We start from the raw sequence: 17,838 nt of genomic DNA on the forward strand, positions 1-17,838 counted from the left end.
ATCCTGACACCGGCCGCATCACGCGCGGGGATGAGGGTTGCCGTGGTGATGCCCTACACATGGCCCTCCGGGAGGGCTGCCTGGATGGGAGTCATGGTGCCCATCGTGATGAGAAGCCCTCGCCCTGGCGGACCCCCTACGGCACCACGCGGCAGCCGTACCGACAGCAGATCCCCATCCGCCGGGCTCTGCACCGACAACAACACTCCCGTCCGTGACTTACGGGTCTCCGCCACGAAACCCCGGTAGGCCTGCGTCAGATCGCCGGTGGACCCCGCGATGATCAGCCCGTGGTCTCCGTCGCGCCCGGACCGCAGCACCTCCTCCAGCGCCATGCCGAGAGGGCTGTCCGGGCTGATCAGTTCCGCGTCGTCCACGAGCACCACGTACTCCTCGTACGCGGCCAGCAGTTCCTGGAGATCGGTGGCGTTGCCGTCCAGGACCGCCACGGCACCCCGCAGGTCGCGCAACGGGCTGCGTCTCGGCGCGATCGCCACCACCGGCGTGCCGTGCGCGATGAGCGAGTGAGCGGCGGTCAGCAGCACCGAGGACCGGCCGGAGCGGGGCGGTCCGGCGATCACCGCGCCGGGCCCCTGGGCATACAGGTCGATGCCGAGCGGCGCCAGCGCGTCCCCGCCCGCTCCCACCAGCGCCCACAGCGGCGAGGGACGGCTGAATCCGGGGGCCAGGGCCTCGGCCTCGCCGACGGTGATCCGCATGGGCAGCGCGTCCACCCGGAGCGGAGGCTCGCCCTCCCACAGCCACGCCCCTCGACCGGCGCCGCCCGGCCTCGCGATCACCGCATCCCGGCCCCTCCCGTCGCCTAACGCCGACCGGGCGAGGTCCTGCAAGGCTCCCACCTGGGCCGGACCGGAAGGATCGGCCGTCAGAAGGGCGATCTGGTTCTCGACGACGCCGTGCTCGCCGATCGACAGCGCCCGTCCGGGCGGCATGGACGAGGGCAAGCCCTTGAGCGGCAGTCCCGCGAGACCGTAGTCGGCCGGATCGGCCAGCCGCAGGATCAGCCGGTCGTCGAACACCGTAGAGACCTGTCCCATGAGGCACGACCTGTCGCCCGTCACCACCGCCCGCAGCCCCACCGCCGGCCCTTCCCGCAGCAGCTGCAGCACCGCGTCGATCAGCCGCCCGTAGTCGTAGCTCTCGAACGCGGCGACGTACCCCTCCCAGCGATCCAGCATGAACACCAGCCACGGAAGCCGGTGGCCCGCCGCGCGGTACTCCGCCAAGGACGCGTGTCCGGCCTCCGCGAGCAACTGCTGACGACGGCCGACCTCGGCGCGCAGCCGGCCGAGGAGGCGTTCGACGCGGTCGAGCTGGTCGCGCGTCACGACGGCACCGCAGTGCGGCATCGCCACGAGCGGCAGCAGCGCCCCGGAACCGCAGTCGATGGCGTGCACGTGCACGTCCGCCGGGGACGCCTGTGCCGCGATCGCTCCCGCGACCGTCCGGAGCGCCGTGGACCGTCCGGTACGCGGAGATCCGGCGATGAGCAGGTGACCACCGTGACGCAGATCGAGCGCGAGGGGCCGCCGATCCTGGGCCCATGGCCGGTCGATGACGCCGAACGGGATCGGCTCCACCTCCACGAACTCGGACGAACCCCATCCGGAACGCGTCCCCATCTGCCCGATCCGAGGGTCCGGCTCGGTGTACTCATCCAGGTGTTCGGCCGGATCGTGGTGTGGCCTCAGGTGGCCGCTCCGAGGATCGGGTCTGGTGTGCGCGTCAGGGTGTTCGGCTGGATGCCGGTATGTACCCGAGTGGCCGAGCTGAGGGTCCGGTCTGGTGTGCGCGTCAAGGTGTTCCGCCGGATGCCGGGGCACCCCCGAGCGGCCGATCTGGGGGATCGGTCCGGTGTGTGCCCCCGGGCGTCGGGGCTGACCCTGGTGCGTGGTCGAATCGCCGGTCGGCATGCCCATACCCGCGTACGCCTGGGGGCGCCCGGTCATGGCAGGGACCTGGTCGAGAACCAGATGCGTCGGCAACGGCTCCAGCCATGGACTGGGCTGCCGCCGTACTCCCGTCAGCCGGGTCGCCTCCACGATCGCGTCCGCCAGGATGGACAGGTCGGTGACGGTCGACTCCTCCGGAGGCTCGGGCGGCGCGGGCAGGGGGCGGCCCAGAGACCGCCAGTCCACATCCACGACGCGTACGCTCCCCGGACCCCCGTCGCCCATCTCGGACCGACCACCACTGTCACCGCCCGGCCTCCCGAGGCCGGCGGGGGCGCCGAGAACATTCGAAGCCTCATGAAGCCCGGCCTGGCCGGAGCCACGTCCGGTGACTCGAGGCTCGCCGACGCGTACGTCATCTGCGCCCGGTGCGTTGAGGTGCCCTCGCGCGCCATCCTCACCTGGTGCACTGCCGCGCACTGACAAGCCATCCGTACGGGGTAGTGAGGTGACACCGGGGAACCGGTCGCCTGGGGGGTGGACGCCTTGTCCGGGGAGAGCGTCGTTGGCCGGGCGGGTGTAGGGGGCGTGGTGACGGCCGTCTGAGGTTCGCCTGCTCTGGGGCGTGTTGGCGGCGTCGCCGGGCTGAGTGCGAGGGGCGTAAGGATGGCCGTCGCGGCGCGGACGCGAGTGGCGGGGGGCGGGCTGTCCGCTTGCGTCGCCGCTGGAGTCGATGCCTTCCGGGCTCGTGCCGCCACCACGACCTGTGCGGCCGGTGTCGTCGGCGCTGTTGCCTCTCCTGCTCGTGCCGTCATTCGAGGGACGGGGTGACGCCGCGTGGGAGTCGTCACTCCCGGCGTGTGGCGCCGCGAAGAGGCCAGCTCCATCAGGGGATGACGCCGCGAAGAGGTCACCATCTCCGGGGGATGGCGCTGAGAGAGGGCTGTCACCACCGGGAGGCGGAGCCGGGGGGAAACCGCCCTCCCCACGCTGTGAAGTCGGGCGGGAGCCGTCGTTGTCCGGAGGTGACGCCGGGAAGAGACCGCCGCCTTCAGGAGATGAGGCCGAGAGGAAACCGTCGCCTTCGGGGAGTGGCGCCGGGAGGAAGCCCTTGCCGCCACGAGGTGACGGCGGGAAGCGAGCGTCGCTCTCGGGGAGCGACGGCGAGAAGCGAGCGGCATCTTCGGGGAGGGGTGCCGAGAAGGCAGGGCCGTGTTCGGGGAGTGGCGCGGAGAGGGCGGGGTCGTGTTCGGGGAGGGGTGCCGGGGAGGGAGCGTCGTGTTCGGGGAGTGGCGCCGTCAGGAAACCGTCGTCTTCGGGGAGTGGCGCCGAGAGGAGAGGACGAGGGGCGTGAGCGCGGGGGAGGGGGCTGCGGCCGCCCACCCTGGCCGTTTGGACGGCCGTCGCCGCGCCCGTCCCCGACTTCACGTAGCAGCGTCCGGGTGTCGTCTTCGAGATGTGCGCGGCGTCCGGCATGTCGATGACGTCGGACGACTCCATGGGCTCCGTGACCCGCAGGGCGATGCGGAGCGAGGTGTTGGCCTGGATCTCGGCCGTGACGACGCCGGCGGGCCGCTGGGTCGCGAGGATCAGGTGGATGCCCAGTGAGCGGCCTTTGCGGGCGACGTCCACCAGGCCGGCGACGAAGTCGGGAAGCTCCGACACCAGCGCCGCGAACTCGTCGATGATCAGCACCAGCCGCGGCAGCGGATCGCCGATGTAGTCGTCGATGTCCTTGGCCCCGGCCGCCCGGAACAGGCGCTCGCGGCGCCGCAGCTCCGCGGCGAGCGAGTCGAGGGCCCGCTGGGTCAGATGGCCGTCGAGGTCACTGACCATGCCCACGGTGTGCGGCAGCCGGACGCACTCCTTGAACGCGGCCCCGCCCTTGTAGTCGATGAGCACGAACGTCAGCTGGTCGGGACGGTTGACCACGGCCAGCGAGCAGATCAGCGTCTGGAGCAGCTCCGACTTTCCCGCGCCTGTCGTGCCGGCGATGAGCCCGTGCGGGCCGTCGAGGGCGAGGTCGACCGCGAACGGGCCCTCGGGGCCGATGCCGATCGTCGCTCTGGTGGTGCCGCGTCCGCGCCAGCGGGCGGCGACGGCCTGCCCGGTGGGCGTGGCGAGGCCGAGCAGGTCGAGCAGGCGCGCCGCGGCGGGCAGGTTGCCCGAGGGGTCGTCGCGGCTCACGTCACGGATGGGGGCCAGGGCGCGGGCCAGCCGGTCGCACCAGGTGGGCGACACGAGGTCGGCCAGGACCGGCCCGATGACGTCGAGGCCGCCGCCGCGCAGCCGTACGAAACCGTCGGTGCCGCACGCGGCCGCCGTCGCGCACTCCTCGGGCAGCAGCCGCTGGTCCTCGTCGATGGCGAGGGTGTAGACGCCGGCCCGCGGGCCCTGGCGCAGTACCTGCGGCATGCCGGGCAGGCCGCGCAGGGCCTGGGCGCCGTCGAGGAGGACCAGCACGTCGTACGGACGGTCGTCGTAGGTGGAGAAGACGGGCCTTTCGGGCCCGCCGAGATCGTCCCAGCCGGTGGGGATCTTGCCCAGCTCGGGGATGGCGGTGTTCTGCCGCTCGTCGATGAGCGCGGCCAGTTCGGTGACGCGCCGGGCGGCGGACTCCGGGTCGGTGCCGACCAGGGCCACGCAGTCCTCTCCGGCGCGGGGCGCGCAGTGAGGGAGCCAGCGCACCCAGCCCCAGCGCCGCTCGCCGTCGCCGCGCGCCGACAGCACCACGATGGCCAGGTCGCGCGGACTGTGCAGGGTGGCGGCCTGGCCCACCAGCCAGGCGGCCAGGCCCGTCGCCGCGTCGCGCGGCCCGGTGATGCCGGCGACGCCCAGCCGGCGCATGGCCAGCGCCACGGGAACAGCCCGGCAGATCGGCGGGTCGATCGGCCCGCCCTGCTCCTCGGTCAGGTCGAGGTCGGCGGGCAGGTCGGCCAGCCCGATCCGGAGGCGGAGCGCGTCGGGGTCGTGGATGCGGCGCTCCCACAGCCGCCGGCGCGGGCCCGTCGCCGTGAGCAGCACCTCGGCGGGGTCGGGGGCGTCGGACCGGCGCGTCACCTCGTCGCGCGCCCTGGCCTGCTCCACCGCCCGCTCGTACGCCCTGAGCCGCTCGTGGAACTCCTTGAGGGCCTTGCGATGCTGCTTGCGGCCGTGCCGCCGGTCGCTCCACCACTGGCCGATCATGATGACGGGCGTCATCAGGGCCATGAGCAGGAAGTACCACTGGTGCATGACGTACGCCAGCGTGCAGCCGAGGACGGCCGGCAGGAACGCGGCGAGCAGTTGCAGCCGCATGCCCTCGGAGCGGCGCGGCTCGGCGGGCCGCTCGAACGCGCGCTCCCCGGCGGAGCGGCGCAACCGCGGCGGCCGGTTGTAGGCGACCCCGCCCTCGGGCCTGGGGGCCAGATGCGCGTCCTGAGGTTCGATCCCGGTCAGCGCGAACACGGAGGATCCGCAGGTCAGCACCGCGTGCTCCGGCCAGTCGGCCGGTCCGTCGAGCGGGCGGCCGTCGAGCTCGGGCGGCTGCCACGACTCCGACGCGGCCTCGGCGGCCTGCCGCTCCGCGACCCGCGCCGTCATCTCGGCCACCTCGTCGGCCCACCGGCCCTTGAGCTTGAGCCTGGGGGCGTCGGGGACTGCCCGGCGGACCGGCTCAGCGGTGATCGCGCCGGGGGTCACGCGCAGGACGACGGCCTCAGGAGCGAGCGCGGGGTCGGCCACGGTGAGCGCGCACGTGGGGTCGGAGCCGATGACATGGACGCCGAGCCCCAGCCGGTGGACCGCGCCGGCGGCGGGACCGCCCACCACGCGCACCTCGGCCACGCCGCCCGGCTCCTCGATGATCGTCGCGCGTGCCAGGTGGGGGTCGAGCGTCACCTTGTCGCCGTCGCGCAGCACGGCCATGGCGGGGGCACGGGGATCGAGGGGCCGCCCGTTGCGCCACAGCGTGCAGCCTGCCGCGACGCTTCGCCCTCCGGGCTCCGCCCGTCGCCTGCCGCGCCCGGCCCGCCATGCGCCTGTGTCGGCCCTCCACGCGCCCGTGTCGGCTCGCGACGCGCCTGTGTCGGCCCTCCACGCGCCTGTGTCGGCTTCCCACGTGCCCGTGTCAGCTCCCCACGTGCCCGTGTCGGCTTCCCACGTGCCCGTGTGGTGTCCCCGGGTAGTGCCCGTGTCGGTCCTTGGAGCGCCGCGATCGGTCCTTCCTGTGCTTGGTTCGGCACGCCACGACGGAGAAGCGGCCCCGGAGGAGTCGTAGGGGGCGCGCGAACGGGGTAGACGGACCACGTTGGTGAGCGGCTCCCGTTGGTCGAGTGCCTCGCTCACCGCGGCGACAGTGGTGCCGTCGTCGCCGTCGAGAACGATGTCACGGTCGCCCCGCTCGCCGAGCACGGTGAGCATGATCCGCATGTGCCGTCTCCTCAGTCGGATCTCGGCGCCAAGGTAGCGCCCGCCGCGAGATTAGGCCTCCGGGTTGACGCCAATGGCATGGAAACGGCCGGCTGTGGATAACCGGGCGCCCCGAGGAATGGCCTGTGGATGACACGCCCGGGTTTCTCGCCGCCGCGCGTAGTGTTCGTGGCGGCGCAGCTTGCCGTTCGCCTCCGGTTTCCGGTGTGTGGTTCTGGTTTCGCCTGCGTCGGGTGACATCTCTGTTTTGTCTCCCGGGCAGGTGAGCGCCGATGCGTCTCCGGTCGCCAGGCGCTTGTCCTCGTTGTCGCCACTGGCGAGTGGGCGGGCGACCGGCCGACCCGTACCGAACCACCGGATCGGTACGGCCCGCTGAAAAGTGACATAAAGGCCCGAACATATAGGGACTGATGTGACAGTTGTGACACATAGCCCCAAAATGCCAATGCCGTCAACTTGGTAGAAACAATAAGCATTGAATACGTTGAGTTGACAGGTCCCCACCTGCGAAACGAGCATGGTTCCTCGCATTCCCGCCCCACCCCGAGGTCGGGCTGCACATAATGGCGTGAATTCCGAAAATTCCACTTAATGGGAGCCCCCCACCCATGAGGACCAGCGAAAAGCCCGCCGTCGACGCGGCGGGGCTGTCCGGCCCGGCCTCGCGCAAGCTGCCCGTCCCTCCTCGTGAGCGGAAGCCTGCGCTGGCCGCCCTCGCGGTGCTCCTGATCCTGGGCGGGGCGCTCGCCACGACGCTGCTCGTCATGCGCAGCGGCGACCGGATCTCCGCCATCCGCGTCACCCAGCAGATCGGCGCGGGCCAGCAGTTCACGGCGGAGGCCCTCCAAGAGGTGCAGATCGCCGACACCGGCCTCGACTACGTGAGCTGGACGCAGCGGGAGCAGGTGCTCAACAGCTTCGCCGCGGTCACCATCCTCCCCGGCACGCTGCTCACCAACACCATGGGCGTGCGGGCCAGCTCCGAACTCGTCCCCGGCAAGGCCAAGGTGGGGCTCGCGCTCAAGGCCGGCCAGGCGCCGGCCGGGCTGCGGCAGGGCGACCGGGTGCAGGTGGTCTACGTGCCCGCCCGTACGAGCCAGGCCGAGAGCCGGGTGCTCGCCGACAAGGCGCTCGTCTTCAGCGTCGGCACCCCAGGCCGCACCGGCGGCACCGGCCTGATCACCGTCGTCGTGGACGCCACCGCCTCGCCGGAGATCCTCCGCTACGCCTCCAGCGGCGAGATCGCCGTGGCCGAGCTGCCGGGAGCGCGCTGACGTGGCCCTCATCGTGCTGGCGGCCGACAAGGGCGCGCCCGGAGTCACCACCGCCGCCACGGCGCTGGCCGCCGTCTGGCCGCGGCCCGTGCTGCTGGCCGAGTGCGACCCGGCCGGCGGTGACATCGCCTACCGGCTCCCCGCGGCCGACGGCGGCGTGCTCAACCCCGGCAAGGGCCTGCTCACCCTCGCCGCCGGCGCGCGGCGCGGCCTGGAGCCGGGCCAGATCCACCAGCACACCCAGAAGATCGTCGGCGGGTTGGACGTCCTCGCCGGGCTCACCCACGGTGAGCAGGCCGCCGGCCTGACCTGGCTGTGGGGCCCGCTGGGCCGGGCGCTGGCCGCCATCCCCAACGCCGACGTGATCGCCGACTGCGGCCGGCTCGGCGCCCATCCCCAGCTCGGCGACCTGCTCGCCGAGGCCGAGACCGTGCTCCTGCTGACCCGAGCCACCCTCGACCACGTCGCCCACCTGCGCGAACGCCTGTCCATCACCAAGGCCCACGGCGTCGTCGTGATCGCCGACCCGCGCAACTACCGCTCCTCGATCGACGACGTCCGCCGCATCGTCGGGCCGAGCGTGGCGTTCGTGCACGGCCTCGCCCACGACCCCAAGGGCGCCGAGCTGCTGCGCGGCCAGTGGGGCGGCCGGCTCGACCGCTCCCTGCTCATCCGTACGGCACGCGACCTCGCGGGACGGCTGGTGAGCCACCCGTGATCGACCACGGCCTCGTCAAGCGGTTCCGGCAGGAGGTCGGCGACCGCCTGGCCCACCAGCGCAGACTCGACCAGGCCAACGGCCTGGCCGCGATGACCGGCGAGGACGAGCGCCAGTTCGCCCGCGCGCTCATCTCCCAGGTGCTGGAGGAGCACGCGCGCAGCGAGATCGGCCTCGGCCGCACGCCCCCCACGGCCGAGGAGGAGGAAGGGCTGGCGGCGGGCATCCATGCCGCGCTCTTCGGCGTCGGCCGCCTCCAGCCGCTGCTCGACGACCCCGACGTCGAGAACATCGACATCAACGGCTGCGACCGCGTCTTCGTGAGCTACGCCGACGGCCAGGAGCTCATGCAGGAGCCGGTCGCCGAGTCCGACGACGAGCTGATCGAGCTGATCCAGATCCTGGCGGCCTACTCCGGCCTGTCCAGCAGGCCGTTCGACACCGCCAACCCCCAGCTCGACCTGCGGCTGCCCGACGGCTCCCGGCTGAGCGCCGTCATGGACGTCACGATCAGGCCCGCCGTGTCCATCCGCCGCGCCCGCCTGGGCAAGGTGTTCCTCAGCGACCTGGCCGGCAACGGCACCATCAGCCCCGAGATCGGCAGGTTCCTCACGGCCGCCGTCGCCGCGCGCAAGAACATCATGATCGCCGGCTCGACCAACGCCGGCAAGACGACGCTCCTGCGCGCCCTGGCCAACGAGATCCCGCCGACGGAGCGGCTCATCACCGTCGAACGCGCCCTGGAGCTCGGCCTCGACCAGTTCCCCGAGCTGCATCCCAACGTGGTGGCCTTCGAGCAGCGCCTGCCCAACTCCGAGGGACAGGGCGAGATCACCATGGCCGAGCTGGTCCGCCGTTCCCTGCGCATGAACCCCAGCCGCGTGATCGTCGGCGAGGTCCTCGGCGACGAGATCGTCACCATGCTCAACGCCATGACGCAGGGCAACGACGGCTCCCTGTCCACCATCCACGCCAACTCCAGCATGGAGGTGTTCAACCGCATCGCCACCTACGCGCTGCAGGCCAGCGAGCGCCTGCCCATCGACGCCACCCACATGCTCATCGCGGGAGCCATCGACTTCGTGGTGTTCGTGGAGAAGCGCAACGACTACCAGCGCGGCGGCACCCTGCGCCGGTACGTCTCCAGCATCCGCGAGGTCAACGGCTGCGACGGCCGCGTGCTGTCCAGCGAGGTGTTCGTGCCCGGACCGGACGGCCCGGCCGTGCCCCACGCGCCGATCGCCTGCCTCCAGGAGCTCATCGCCCACGGCTACACCCCGGGGGTGTGGTGATGACCGGCCTCGACCCGCTCGCCCTGCTCACCGGCGCCGCCGTCGGCGGCGGCCTCTACCTGCTCGTCCTCTCCCTGTACGGCATGCGGCCCCGGCCCGCCCGGCAGCGCCGCGACCTGGTCAGGATGCTGACCACGCGCGGCGCGATCGCCGCCGTGGCCGCGGCCGTGGTCCTCGCGGTGACCCGCTGGCCGGTGTTCGCCGCCGGCACGGTGCTGCTGGTGTTCGCCTGGCGCGGCCTGTCCGGCGGCGCCGCCGAGGAACGCGCCGCCATGCGCCGCCTCGAAGGGCTGGCAGCCTGGACGGAGTCGCTGCGCGACACCATCGCCGGCGCCGCCGGCCTCGAACAGGCCATCCCGTCGTCCATCAGGGCCGCCGCGCCCATGCTCCGGCCGCATCTGCGCGCCCTCATCGACCGCCTGCACACCAGGATGGCCCTGCCTGACGCGCTCGCCCTCTTCGCCGACGAGCTCGACGACCCGTCCGCCGACCTGGTGGTGGCGGCGCTCATGCTGAACGCGCGGCTGCGCGGTCCCGGCCTGCGCGACGTGCTGGGCGCGCTGGCCGTGTCGGCGCGCGAGGAGCTCGACATGCGCCGCCGCGTCGAGGCCGAGCGCCGGGCCACCCGCCGCAGCGTGCAGATCGTGGTGATCACCGCGCTGGTGTTCGCGGGGCTGCTGATCGTGTTCAACCCGTCGTACGTCAGCGAGTACACCAGCCTGCTCGGGCAGGCCGTGCTGGTGGTCGTGGCGGGGCTGTTCGGGGCGGGGTTCGCCTGGATGCGGCGGCTGGCCCGCTTCGACAAGCCCACGCGGCTCCTCGTCGGAGGCGGCCATGGCTGACGTGCTGACCCGGGAGAGGTCGGAGGCCGGCGCGGCTGTGACGGGCCGGGTGGCTGTGATGACCTCGGGTGGTCGCCTGCCGCGGGTTGCCGTGGCCGACGGCGCGCTGGTGAGGGCGCCGGGTCCTCCGCAAGCTGCCGTGATCGGCGGCGCTCCTGTGGCGGCCTCGGGTGGTCCGGAGGTTGCCGTGATCGGCGGCGCTCCTGTGGCGGCGTCGGGTGGTCCGGAGGTTGCCGTGATGGGGGGCGTGCCCGTGGTGGTGGCGTCTGGTGGTCCGCGAGCTGGCGTGGTCGGAGACGTGCCCGTGGTGGCGCCGAGTTCTCCGGGAGGCGGTCGTGGTTGAGGGAGTGCTGGCGGGCGGTGTGCTCGGCCTCGGGTTGTTCCTGCTGGTACGGGCGTTGTTCCCGGCCCGTCCCGGTCTGGTGGCGCGGCTGCTCGCGATCGAGGCCGTGCGCGAGGACACGGGCGCGCCGCGCGTTCAGCTGGTGACCGCCGAGGAGGAGGTCAGCGCCTTCCGGCGCGGTCTCGGCGTGCGGCTGGCCCGCCTGTACCGGGCGCGCGGCTGGGAGGTCCGCTCCACCAAGTCCGACCTGGCGCTGGTGGGGCGGTCGTTCGAGGGCTTCCTGGCCACCAAGGCGCTGCTCGCGGCGGCGGGCTTGCTGGCCTTCCCCGTGCTGATCGCCTGGCTGTTCCTCATGGGCTGGGGCGTGTCGCTGACGATCCCGTTCTGGGCGGCCGTGGCGGCGGCCGCCGTCTTCTTCTTCCTGCCCGACCTCCAGGTCAAACGCGACGCGGCGGCCAAACGGCGCGACTTCCGGCACGTCGTCAGCGCGTTCCTGGACCTCGTCTCCATGAACCTCGCCGGCGGGCGCGGCGTGCCCGAGGCGCTCATGATGGCGGTCACCATCAGTGGCGACCAGCCCAACTGGGCGATGTCCCGCATCCGCGAGGCGCTGAGCGGCGCCCGGATCGTCGGCATCACGCCGTGGCAGGCGCTCGGGCAGCTCGGCGAGGAGATCAACGTGGACGAGCTGCGCGACCTGTCCGCCGCGCTCGGCCTGGTCGCCGACGACGGGGCCAAGGTACGCGCCTCGCTGACGGCCAGGGCCGCCACGCTGCGCCGCCGCGAACTGGCCGAGGTCGAGGGCCGGGCGGGCGAGCGCTCCCAGTCGATGCTCGTGGCGCAGCTTCTGCTCTGCGCCGGGTTCGTGATCTTTCTCAGTTTTCCGGCCGCTATGAAGATGTTGGGGTCCTGATGAACCATCCCTGGATCGTCTACCTGCGCGCGTACCTCGGCGTGCGCATCCACCGCGCCCGCACCGCGCCCAGCCGGGGAGCCTCGGCCGTCGAATGGGTGATCATCACCGCGATCATCGCCGGCGTCGCGCTCGGCCTGGCCACGCTCATCCGGACGCTCGTGGAGCAGAAGCAGGGCGACATTCAGAACAGCTTCGGTGGAGGCAACGGCAACACATGATCGCCGTTCGGTCCCGGCCCCGTCTCCGCCGCCGCTCGCGCTCGCGAGAAGCGCGTGCGTGGTTTTGGGGTGCTCACCCGGAGGTGCAGGGGCTTGGTCCACGCGCTGAGGGCGCTCGCCCAGAATCGCAGAAGCTCGGTCCACAAGCCCGGAGCGCTCACCCAGGTTCGCAGGGGGTTGGTCCACGCGCGGGGAGTGCTCGTCCAGGGTCCAAGGGGGCTCGTCCGGGTTCCCCGGAGGATCGTCCCAGTTCCGGGGGCACTCGCCTGCGCACCCAGGGGGCTCGTCCGAGAAGCGGGAGTGTTCGCGGGCGCCTCGGTAGGCGGTCCGGGCGCGAGCGGGGCGCCACCGTGATCGAGCTGGCGCTGCTGATGCCGGTCGTGCTCGCCGTCGTGCTGCTCATCATTCAGGTGGCGCTGTGGTTCCACGGTCGCCAGGTGGCCGAGGCGGCGGCCCGCGAGGGCGCCCGCGTGGCGCGCTCGGCGCCCTTCGACTCGGGCGACTGGGAGACGGCGGCCACGACCAAGGCCACGGACGTCATCCGCGCGATCGGGCCACAGCTCCTGGCCGGCGCGACGGCGACGACCTCCGAACGCGAACCCGACCAGCGATGGGTCACCGTGACGGGCAACGCGGTGCAGGTCATCCCGCTGCTGCCACAGCTCACGTTCACGATCACCGCCACGTCGGGCGGGCCGGTCGAGTGCTTCCGTCCCGACAACGGGGGCGACGACTGCCAATGACGGGGAACGGGGTGAGAACGTACGGGGCCGCGGCCTGCCGCCGGGCCGGAACGCGTGGTGCCGTCGGCGGTGGGACGGTCCTGGGCGAGGGGGATCCTCGTAGGCCCGGGCATGGGACGGCTCGTCGTAGGCCGGGGCGGCGGGCGGATCGCGGATCCATGGCGGTGGAGACCGTCATGCTCGCGCCCGTCTTCCTGCTGTTCCTCATGTTCCTGGCCGGGGCCGGGCGGGTGGTGGAGGCGCAGGGCGAGGTCAACGGCGCCGCCCGCGACGCCGCCCGCGCCGCCTCCGTACAGCGCGATCTCGACGCGGCGGGACGGGCGGCCGAAGAGGCCACCACCGCGGCGCTCCAGGGGAGTTGCGCGCAGCCGGCGGTCTCGCTCGGCCGGTCCCGCTTCGAGGCGGGCGGCCAGGTGTCGGCCGAGGTCACCTGCGAGCTCGACCTCGGGTTCCTCGGGTTCGGGGCCACGCGGCGGATGACGGGGACCGCCGTGGTGCCCCTGGAGCAGCTCAGGAGGGTGGAGTGAACGCGCTTCAGCGCAGGCGGAGGCTGAGCCCGGCGGCGCGAACCCGCCCGACGCCGGCGGAATCGTCAGGCTGGAGGGCGGGTGTGTCAGGCAAGGGCGCCGTACTGCCGCGTTGGAAGGCGGGTGTGCCCGGTTGGGGTGCCGTATCGCCGCGTTGGAGGGCGGGTGTGCCCCGTCGGGATGCCGTATCGCTGGACCTGAGCGCCGGTCTCCCGTGCGGGAGGGCGGAACCGCCGGGCGCGAGGGGCGGGCGCGAGCGCGGGTCCATGTCGGTGTTCACCGTGCTGTTCTCCGTGGTGGTGTTCATGCTCGCCGGGTTGCTGGTCGACGGGGGAGCGGCCATCAACGCGCGGCTCCGGGCGGCCGACATCGCCGAACAGGCCGCCCGCGCCGGCGCCGACAAGATCGACATCGACCATCTGCGCGCGACCGGCGAGACGCGGCTGCTCGACCAGGGCGAGGTCTGCGCCCGCGCCGAGGAACTGATCACCGCGCAGGGCGGCGACGGGGTGGGCTCGGCCTCGTGCGAGGTGGGCGGCGACCAGGCCGTCGTGACGGTCGGGGTGAACGTCGCATGGCGGGCGTTCTTCCTGGGCGCGCTCGGGTTCCAGGGCGGCGAGATGCGAGGAGAGGCGTCGGCCGGGCCCGAGGCGAGATGAGCCAGACCGATTCCCGCCGGTCGATGGATGCGGGAGCGATGAGCACCCACGCTTGACCTGAGGAAGGAGAGGCGATGCCGACGCCAGAGCCACCCGGACCGCCATGGCGCGACCCCACCGGCGACCGGCCACGCCTCCCCGGCCGTCCGGTTCCGCCCCCCGCGCGGGGGGCGGATGATTCGCCGACCGCTCCTGGCTCGCGGTCGTCCGGCGGCTCCTCCGACCCCTCCGCGGGTGGCCGGCCTGCCGCGGGGCCGTGGCAGGCTCCGCGGCCGTCCGAGTACGCGGGGGACTGGCGTTCCGGCGGGACGGGGCGGGGGCGGTCCGGAAGGGAACGTTCCCGCGATGAGCTCTCCGAGGGCGAACGGGCTGCGGAGGAGCCGAGTGGCCGGGCGGGGGCGCGTGACAGCGGGCCGAGACAGGCTCTGGGATCACGTGGTGACCGGGTGCGGGAGTCGATGTCCGCTCAGGAACGGGTTCGGGAAGCCTGGCAGAGCCGCGAGCGCGAACGCGAGCGTGACCGCGAACGGCAGGCCGCCGACCGGCGGGAGCGCGAAGGGCGGCTCGGGCGCGGACGTCGGCGAGATGCTGACCGGGACGAATGGTCGGCGGGGCAGGGGGCGGCGGGACGAAGGCTGCAGGGGCAAGGGCCGGCAGGACGAAGGCTGCAGGGGCAAGGGCCGGCGGGACCACGGCAGGAGAGGCGAGGGCCAGGGCTGGAAGGGCAAGGCTCGGGGGACTCGGGGCGTGGCTTCGGGCAGGTCGGTTCGGGGCAGGGGCGTGGTTTCGGGCAAGGGCGCGGTCAGGGGCCGGGGCATGCGCGTGTCTCCCCCCGCCGAGGCCCCGGGGACGTGGTCGCCGGGCTCGGGGCGCTCGTCGTCCTGGTCGCGCTCGTCGGTGGTGTGCCGTACGCGCTGCTGAGGTTCGCCGGGCCGCCCATCGCCCCCGAACTGCTCGACCTGGACCTCCTCACCAGCAGCGTCGGCCCGTCGACGATCGTGGCCGTCCTCGTCCTGTTCGTGTGGATCGCCTGGTTGCAGCTCGTCGCGTGCGTCATGGTCGAGGTGTACGCGGGGGTGCGCCGGGTCGGCATGCCGGCCCGTGTCCCGTTCTCCGGGACCACCCAGGCCCTGGCCAACCGGCTCGTCTCGGCGGTGCTGCTGTTGTTCACCGCCGGGGCCGTGGCCGTGCCCGTCGCGCGCCTCGGCATGACGCCGCCCGCCGCGCCGCCCGTGGCCACCGTCGCGTTCACCGCGCCGGTCGCGGACCAGCAAGAGGAGCAGCCGCACACGGCGCGCGTGAAGAAGGTGTACGTCGTGCAGCCGCCTCATGGCCGCCACCACGAAAGCCTGTGGGAGATCGCCGAGAAGTGCCTCGGCGACGGCCGCCGCTACCCCGAGATCTTCCGGCTCAACCAGCACAAGGAGCAGCCCGACGGCGCCCGCCTGCGGATGGCCGACCTGATCAGGCCCGGCTGGGTCCTCGACATGCCCGACGACGCCCGCCACGCTCACGTCGTCCCCGCCGACCAGGCGCGGGCGCAGACGCTGCGCGAGCACCCGGGGCGGGTCTCCACGGGCCCGGGTCGCGCCGCCGACGAGGTACGCCAGGAAGTCACGCACCATGCCCCCAGGCACCACGCCGACCAGCGGCAGGGCACCGAGCACCGCCAAGCCCCGGAGCAGCGGCAGCAGCAGGAACAACAGCAGGGCCTCGACCTCGTCGACTACCTGGCGGGCGCCTCGCTGGCCGCCGCCGGGCTGCTGGCGCTGCTCGGCAGGCGGCGCCGGGAGCAGTTGTGGCGGCGGGCGTTCGGCCGTCGCATCGCGCGCCCGCGCGGTGACGCCGCCAGCGCCGAGGTCGCGCTGCGCATCGGCGCCGACGCCCCCGGCACACGCCTGCTGGACATCGGCCTCCGGGTGCTGGGCGCCGAACTGGCCGCGCAGGGCCGCACACCGCCGACCGTGTACGCGGCGCACCTGTCGGCCCGCAACCTCGACCTGTGGATCCACCCTCCGGACGGGGACGCCCCCGCCCCGTGGACCGTGCAGGACGGCGGCCAGGTGTGGCGGCTGCCGGCGCACGAGGGACGCCTGCTGGCCGAGCGCTGGGACGCCACAGCCGCAGCCGCAGTCACCGCCTCCGCCTCCGGCAACGTCACCGGCCAGGCTGCCGCCACCGGCAACGTCACCGCCCAGGCTTCCGCCACCGGTGGGGTCCGTGGGGTCGGCCCGGCCGGTGGCAGATCGGGAGGTGTCCCGTATGCGAGTGGTGGGTCGGCTGCGGTCGGTGGCAGGTCGGGCGATGTCTCATACACGGGAGGGCGGCTTGGCCCGACGGGTGGTGTCCCGTACGCGGGTGATGGGCCGGGTCCGGCGGGTGGAAGGTCCCGAGATGTCTCGTATGCGGGAAGTGGGCTCGGGCCGGCAGGCGGCGTCCCGTACGCGGCGGGCAGGCCGGGTGGCGCGCCGTACCCCGGGCTGGTGTCGCTGGGAACCGACGCCGGCGGCAGGGTGCTCGTCGACCTGGAGGCGGCACAGGGCCTGATCAACATCCGCGGCCCGCAGACCACCGCGGCGCTCGCCGCGCTGGCCGTCGAGCTGGCCACCAACCGCTGGTCCGACGGCATGAGCGTCACGCTCGTCGGGTTCGGCGAGGAGCTGACCGCGATCGCGCCCGACCGGGTGAGGTCGGTGGGCAGCCTGGCCGAGGTGCTGCCGGAACTGGAGGCGTCCGCCGCCCCCCGCCAGGAGGTGCTGACGGGCCGCGTCACCGGGCGCCGGCGCGACGCCCACTACCTGCTGTCCGCCGTCACCCCCACCCAGGAGGAGGCCCGCCGGCTCGCGCTGCTGGCGCGCAACGACACGGCCGGCTACGTGGTGACCGGCGACGTCCCCCACGCCACCTGGACCCTGGAGATCACCCCGGAGGGCAAGGCCCGGATCGCCGAGCTGGGGTTCGAGGTGACCGCCCAGCTCCTGCCGCGCCGGCACTACCAGGCGCTCGTCGAGCTGTTCCGTACGGCCGGCAGGTACGACGGCGAGCCGATCGCCGAGGCCGAGCCGCTGGAGGACCTCCAGCCCCCGGAGGTGGAGGTCCGGATGCTCGGCCCGATCGAGATCGCCGGACTCCGCCCCCTGGAGGAGGGCCGGATGGCGCTGGCCGCGGAGATGCTGGTGTACCTGGCCACGCATCCCGGCGGTGTCCATCCGGTCGTCCTGGGCGGCGTGCTGTGGCCGCGCGGCGTGCAGGCCATGGTCCGCGACGCCACGATCGCGCGGGTGGCCGACTGGCTCGGCGAGGCGCACCTGCGGGTGGACGATGCGGGCCGGCTGAGCCTCGGGCCGGGGGTGCGCACGGACTGGGCGCTGTTCCGGGAGCTGGTGCGCCGGTCGCACCGGGACACGGCGGCGCGGGCCGTGCTGCTCGAACGGGCGCTCGGGCTGGTGCGCGGTCCGCTGCTGAGCGGGCGCCCGCCGGGCCGGTACGCCTGGCTGGCGGCCGACGACCTGGAGTACGACGTGTCGGCGGCCGTTGCGGACGCGGCCCACCGGCTGTGTGAGCTGCGGCTCGCGCAGAGGGAGCCGGAGGCGGCGGTAGCGGCTGTACGGGCGGCGTTGCTGCTGGCGGCCGACGACGAGGGGTTGTGGCGCGACCTGCTGCGCGCGACGCACGCGACGCGCGACTTCGTGCGGTTGCGCGCGGTGGTCGACGCGCTGACCAGGCGATCGGGGGCGTACGCCTACACGGGCGGGCTGGCGCCGGAGACCGAGGCGCTGATCGACGAACTGCTGCCCGCCTGGCGTATCCACGTGGTGAGGGAGTCGACGGCATGACATCCGCAGGAGGGTTCCGGCTGAGCGAGGCGGTCGGCGGCGCGCCGACGGTGCGGGGGTTCCCGCTGGGCACGGCGGTCGGTGGCACGTGGACCGCGCAGAAGATGCGGTTGAGCGCCGCGGTCGTTGGCGGGCTGATCGTGCCTG

General features: G+C 73.4%; 11 protein-coding genes. 10 read left to right on the top strand and 1 reads right to left on the bottom strand.

Annotated elements, in window-relative coordinates:
* Window positions 1–53: 53 nt before the first annotated feature.
* Window positions 54–5,819: an FtsK/SpoIIIE domain-containing protein gene (locus HT134_RS45475; protein WP_246364372.1), complete on the bottom strand. Its 5,766-nt coding sequence runs from the start codon at window positions 5,817–5,819 to the stop codon at window positions 54–56.
* A 1,112-nt stretch (window positions 5,820–6,931) separates the two neighbouring features.
* Here HT134_RS45475 and HT134_RS12610 point away from each other — a divergent pair.
* From HT134_RS12610 to HT134_RS45485, 10 genes are all read left to right on the top strand, one after another.
* Window positions 6,932–7,597: a hypothetical protein gene (locus HT134_RS12610; protein ID WP_175600550.1), complete on the top strand. Its 666-nt coding sequence runs from the start codon at window positions 6,932–6,934 to the stop codon at window positions 7,595–7,597.
* 1 nt (window position 7,598) lies between these two features.
* Window positions 7,599–8,315 carry a CpaE/TadZ family protein gene (locus HT134_RS12615; RefSeq protein WP_175600551.1) on the top strand — a complete coding sequence of 239 codons (717 nt, stop codon included), beginning with the start codon at window positions 7,599–7,601 and terminating at the stop codon, window positions 8,313–8,315.
* Entirely contained in the window at window positions 8,312–9,607 is a 1,296-nt protein-coding gene (locus tag HT134_RS12620; RefSeq protein ID WP_312888097.1) for a TadA family conjugal transfer-associated ATPase, read from the top strand. Before HT134_RS12615 ends, HT134_RS12620 begins: the two co-directional genes overlap by 4 nt.
* The gene (locus HT134_RS12625) at window positions 9,607–10,449 is read left to right on the top strand and encodes a type II secretion system F family protein (protein ID WP_175600552.1); all 843 of its coding nucleotides are present in this window, start codon (window positions 9,607–9,609) and stop codon (window positions 10,447–10,449) included. Before HT134_RS12620 ends, HT134_RS12625 begins: the two co-directional genes overlap by 1 nt.
* A 335-nt stretch (window positions 10,450–10,784) precedes the next feature.
* The gene (locus tag HT134_RS12630) at window positions 10,785–11,705 is read left to right on the top strand and encodes a type II secretion system F family protein (RefSeq protein WP_175600553.1); all 921 of its coding nucleotides are present in this window, start codon (window positions 10,785–10,787) and stop codon (window positions 11,703–11,705) included.
* Complete coding sequence (locus HT134_RS12635) at window positions 11,705–11,926, top strand: Flp family type IVb pilin (protein ID WP_175600554.1); 222 nt, start codon at window positions 11,705–11,707, stop codon at window positions 11,924–11,926. Before HT134_RS12630 ends, HT134_RS12635 begins: the two co-directional genes overlap by 1 nt.
* 350 nt (window positions 11,927–12,276) lie before the next feature.
* Window positions 12,277–12,669 carry a TadE family protein gene (locus tag HT134_RS47605; RefSeq protein WP_312888098.1) on the top strand — a complete coding sequence of 131 codons (393 nt, stop codon included), beginning with the start codon at window positions 12,277–12,279 and terminating at the stop codon, window positions 12,667–12,669.
* Window positions 12,670–12,827: 158 nt separating this feature from the next.
* On the top strand, window positions 12,828–13,196 hold the full coding sequence (locus HT134_RS12645) for a TadE/TadG family type IV pilus assembly protein (protein WP_175600556.1): 369 nt from the start codon (window positions 12,828–12,830) through the stop codon (window positions 13,194–13,196).
* Between the two features lie 266 nt (window positions 13,197–13,462).
* Window positions 13,463–13,855 (top strand): Rv3654c family TadE-like protein, encoded by a 393-nt coding sequence (locus HT134_RS12650; protein ID WP_175600557.1) that lies wholly within the window; start codon window positions 13,463–13,465, stop codon window positions 13,853–13,855.
* An 851-nt stretch (window positions 13,856–14,706) separates the two neighbouring features.
* Window positions 14,707–17,691, top strand: coding sequence for a hypothetical protein (locus HT134_RS45485; protein WP_312888099.1), 2,985 nt, complete (start codon window positions 14,707–14,709; stop codon window positions 17,689–17,691).
* Window positions 17,692–17,838: the final 147 nt, after the last annotated feature.

Origin of the sequence: Nonomuraea rhodomycinica, from assembly GCF_013363995.1 — a bacterium.
In the GTDB taxonomy this organism is placed as follows: domain Bacteria; phylum Actinomycetota; class Actinomycetes; order Streptosporangiales; family Streptosporangiaceae; genus Nonomuraea; species Nonomuraea rhodomycinica.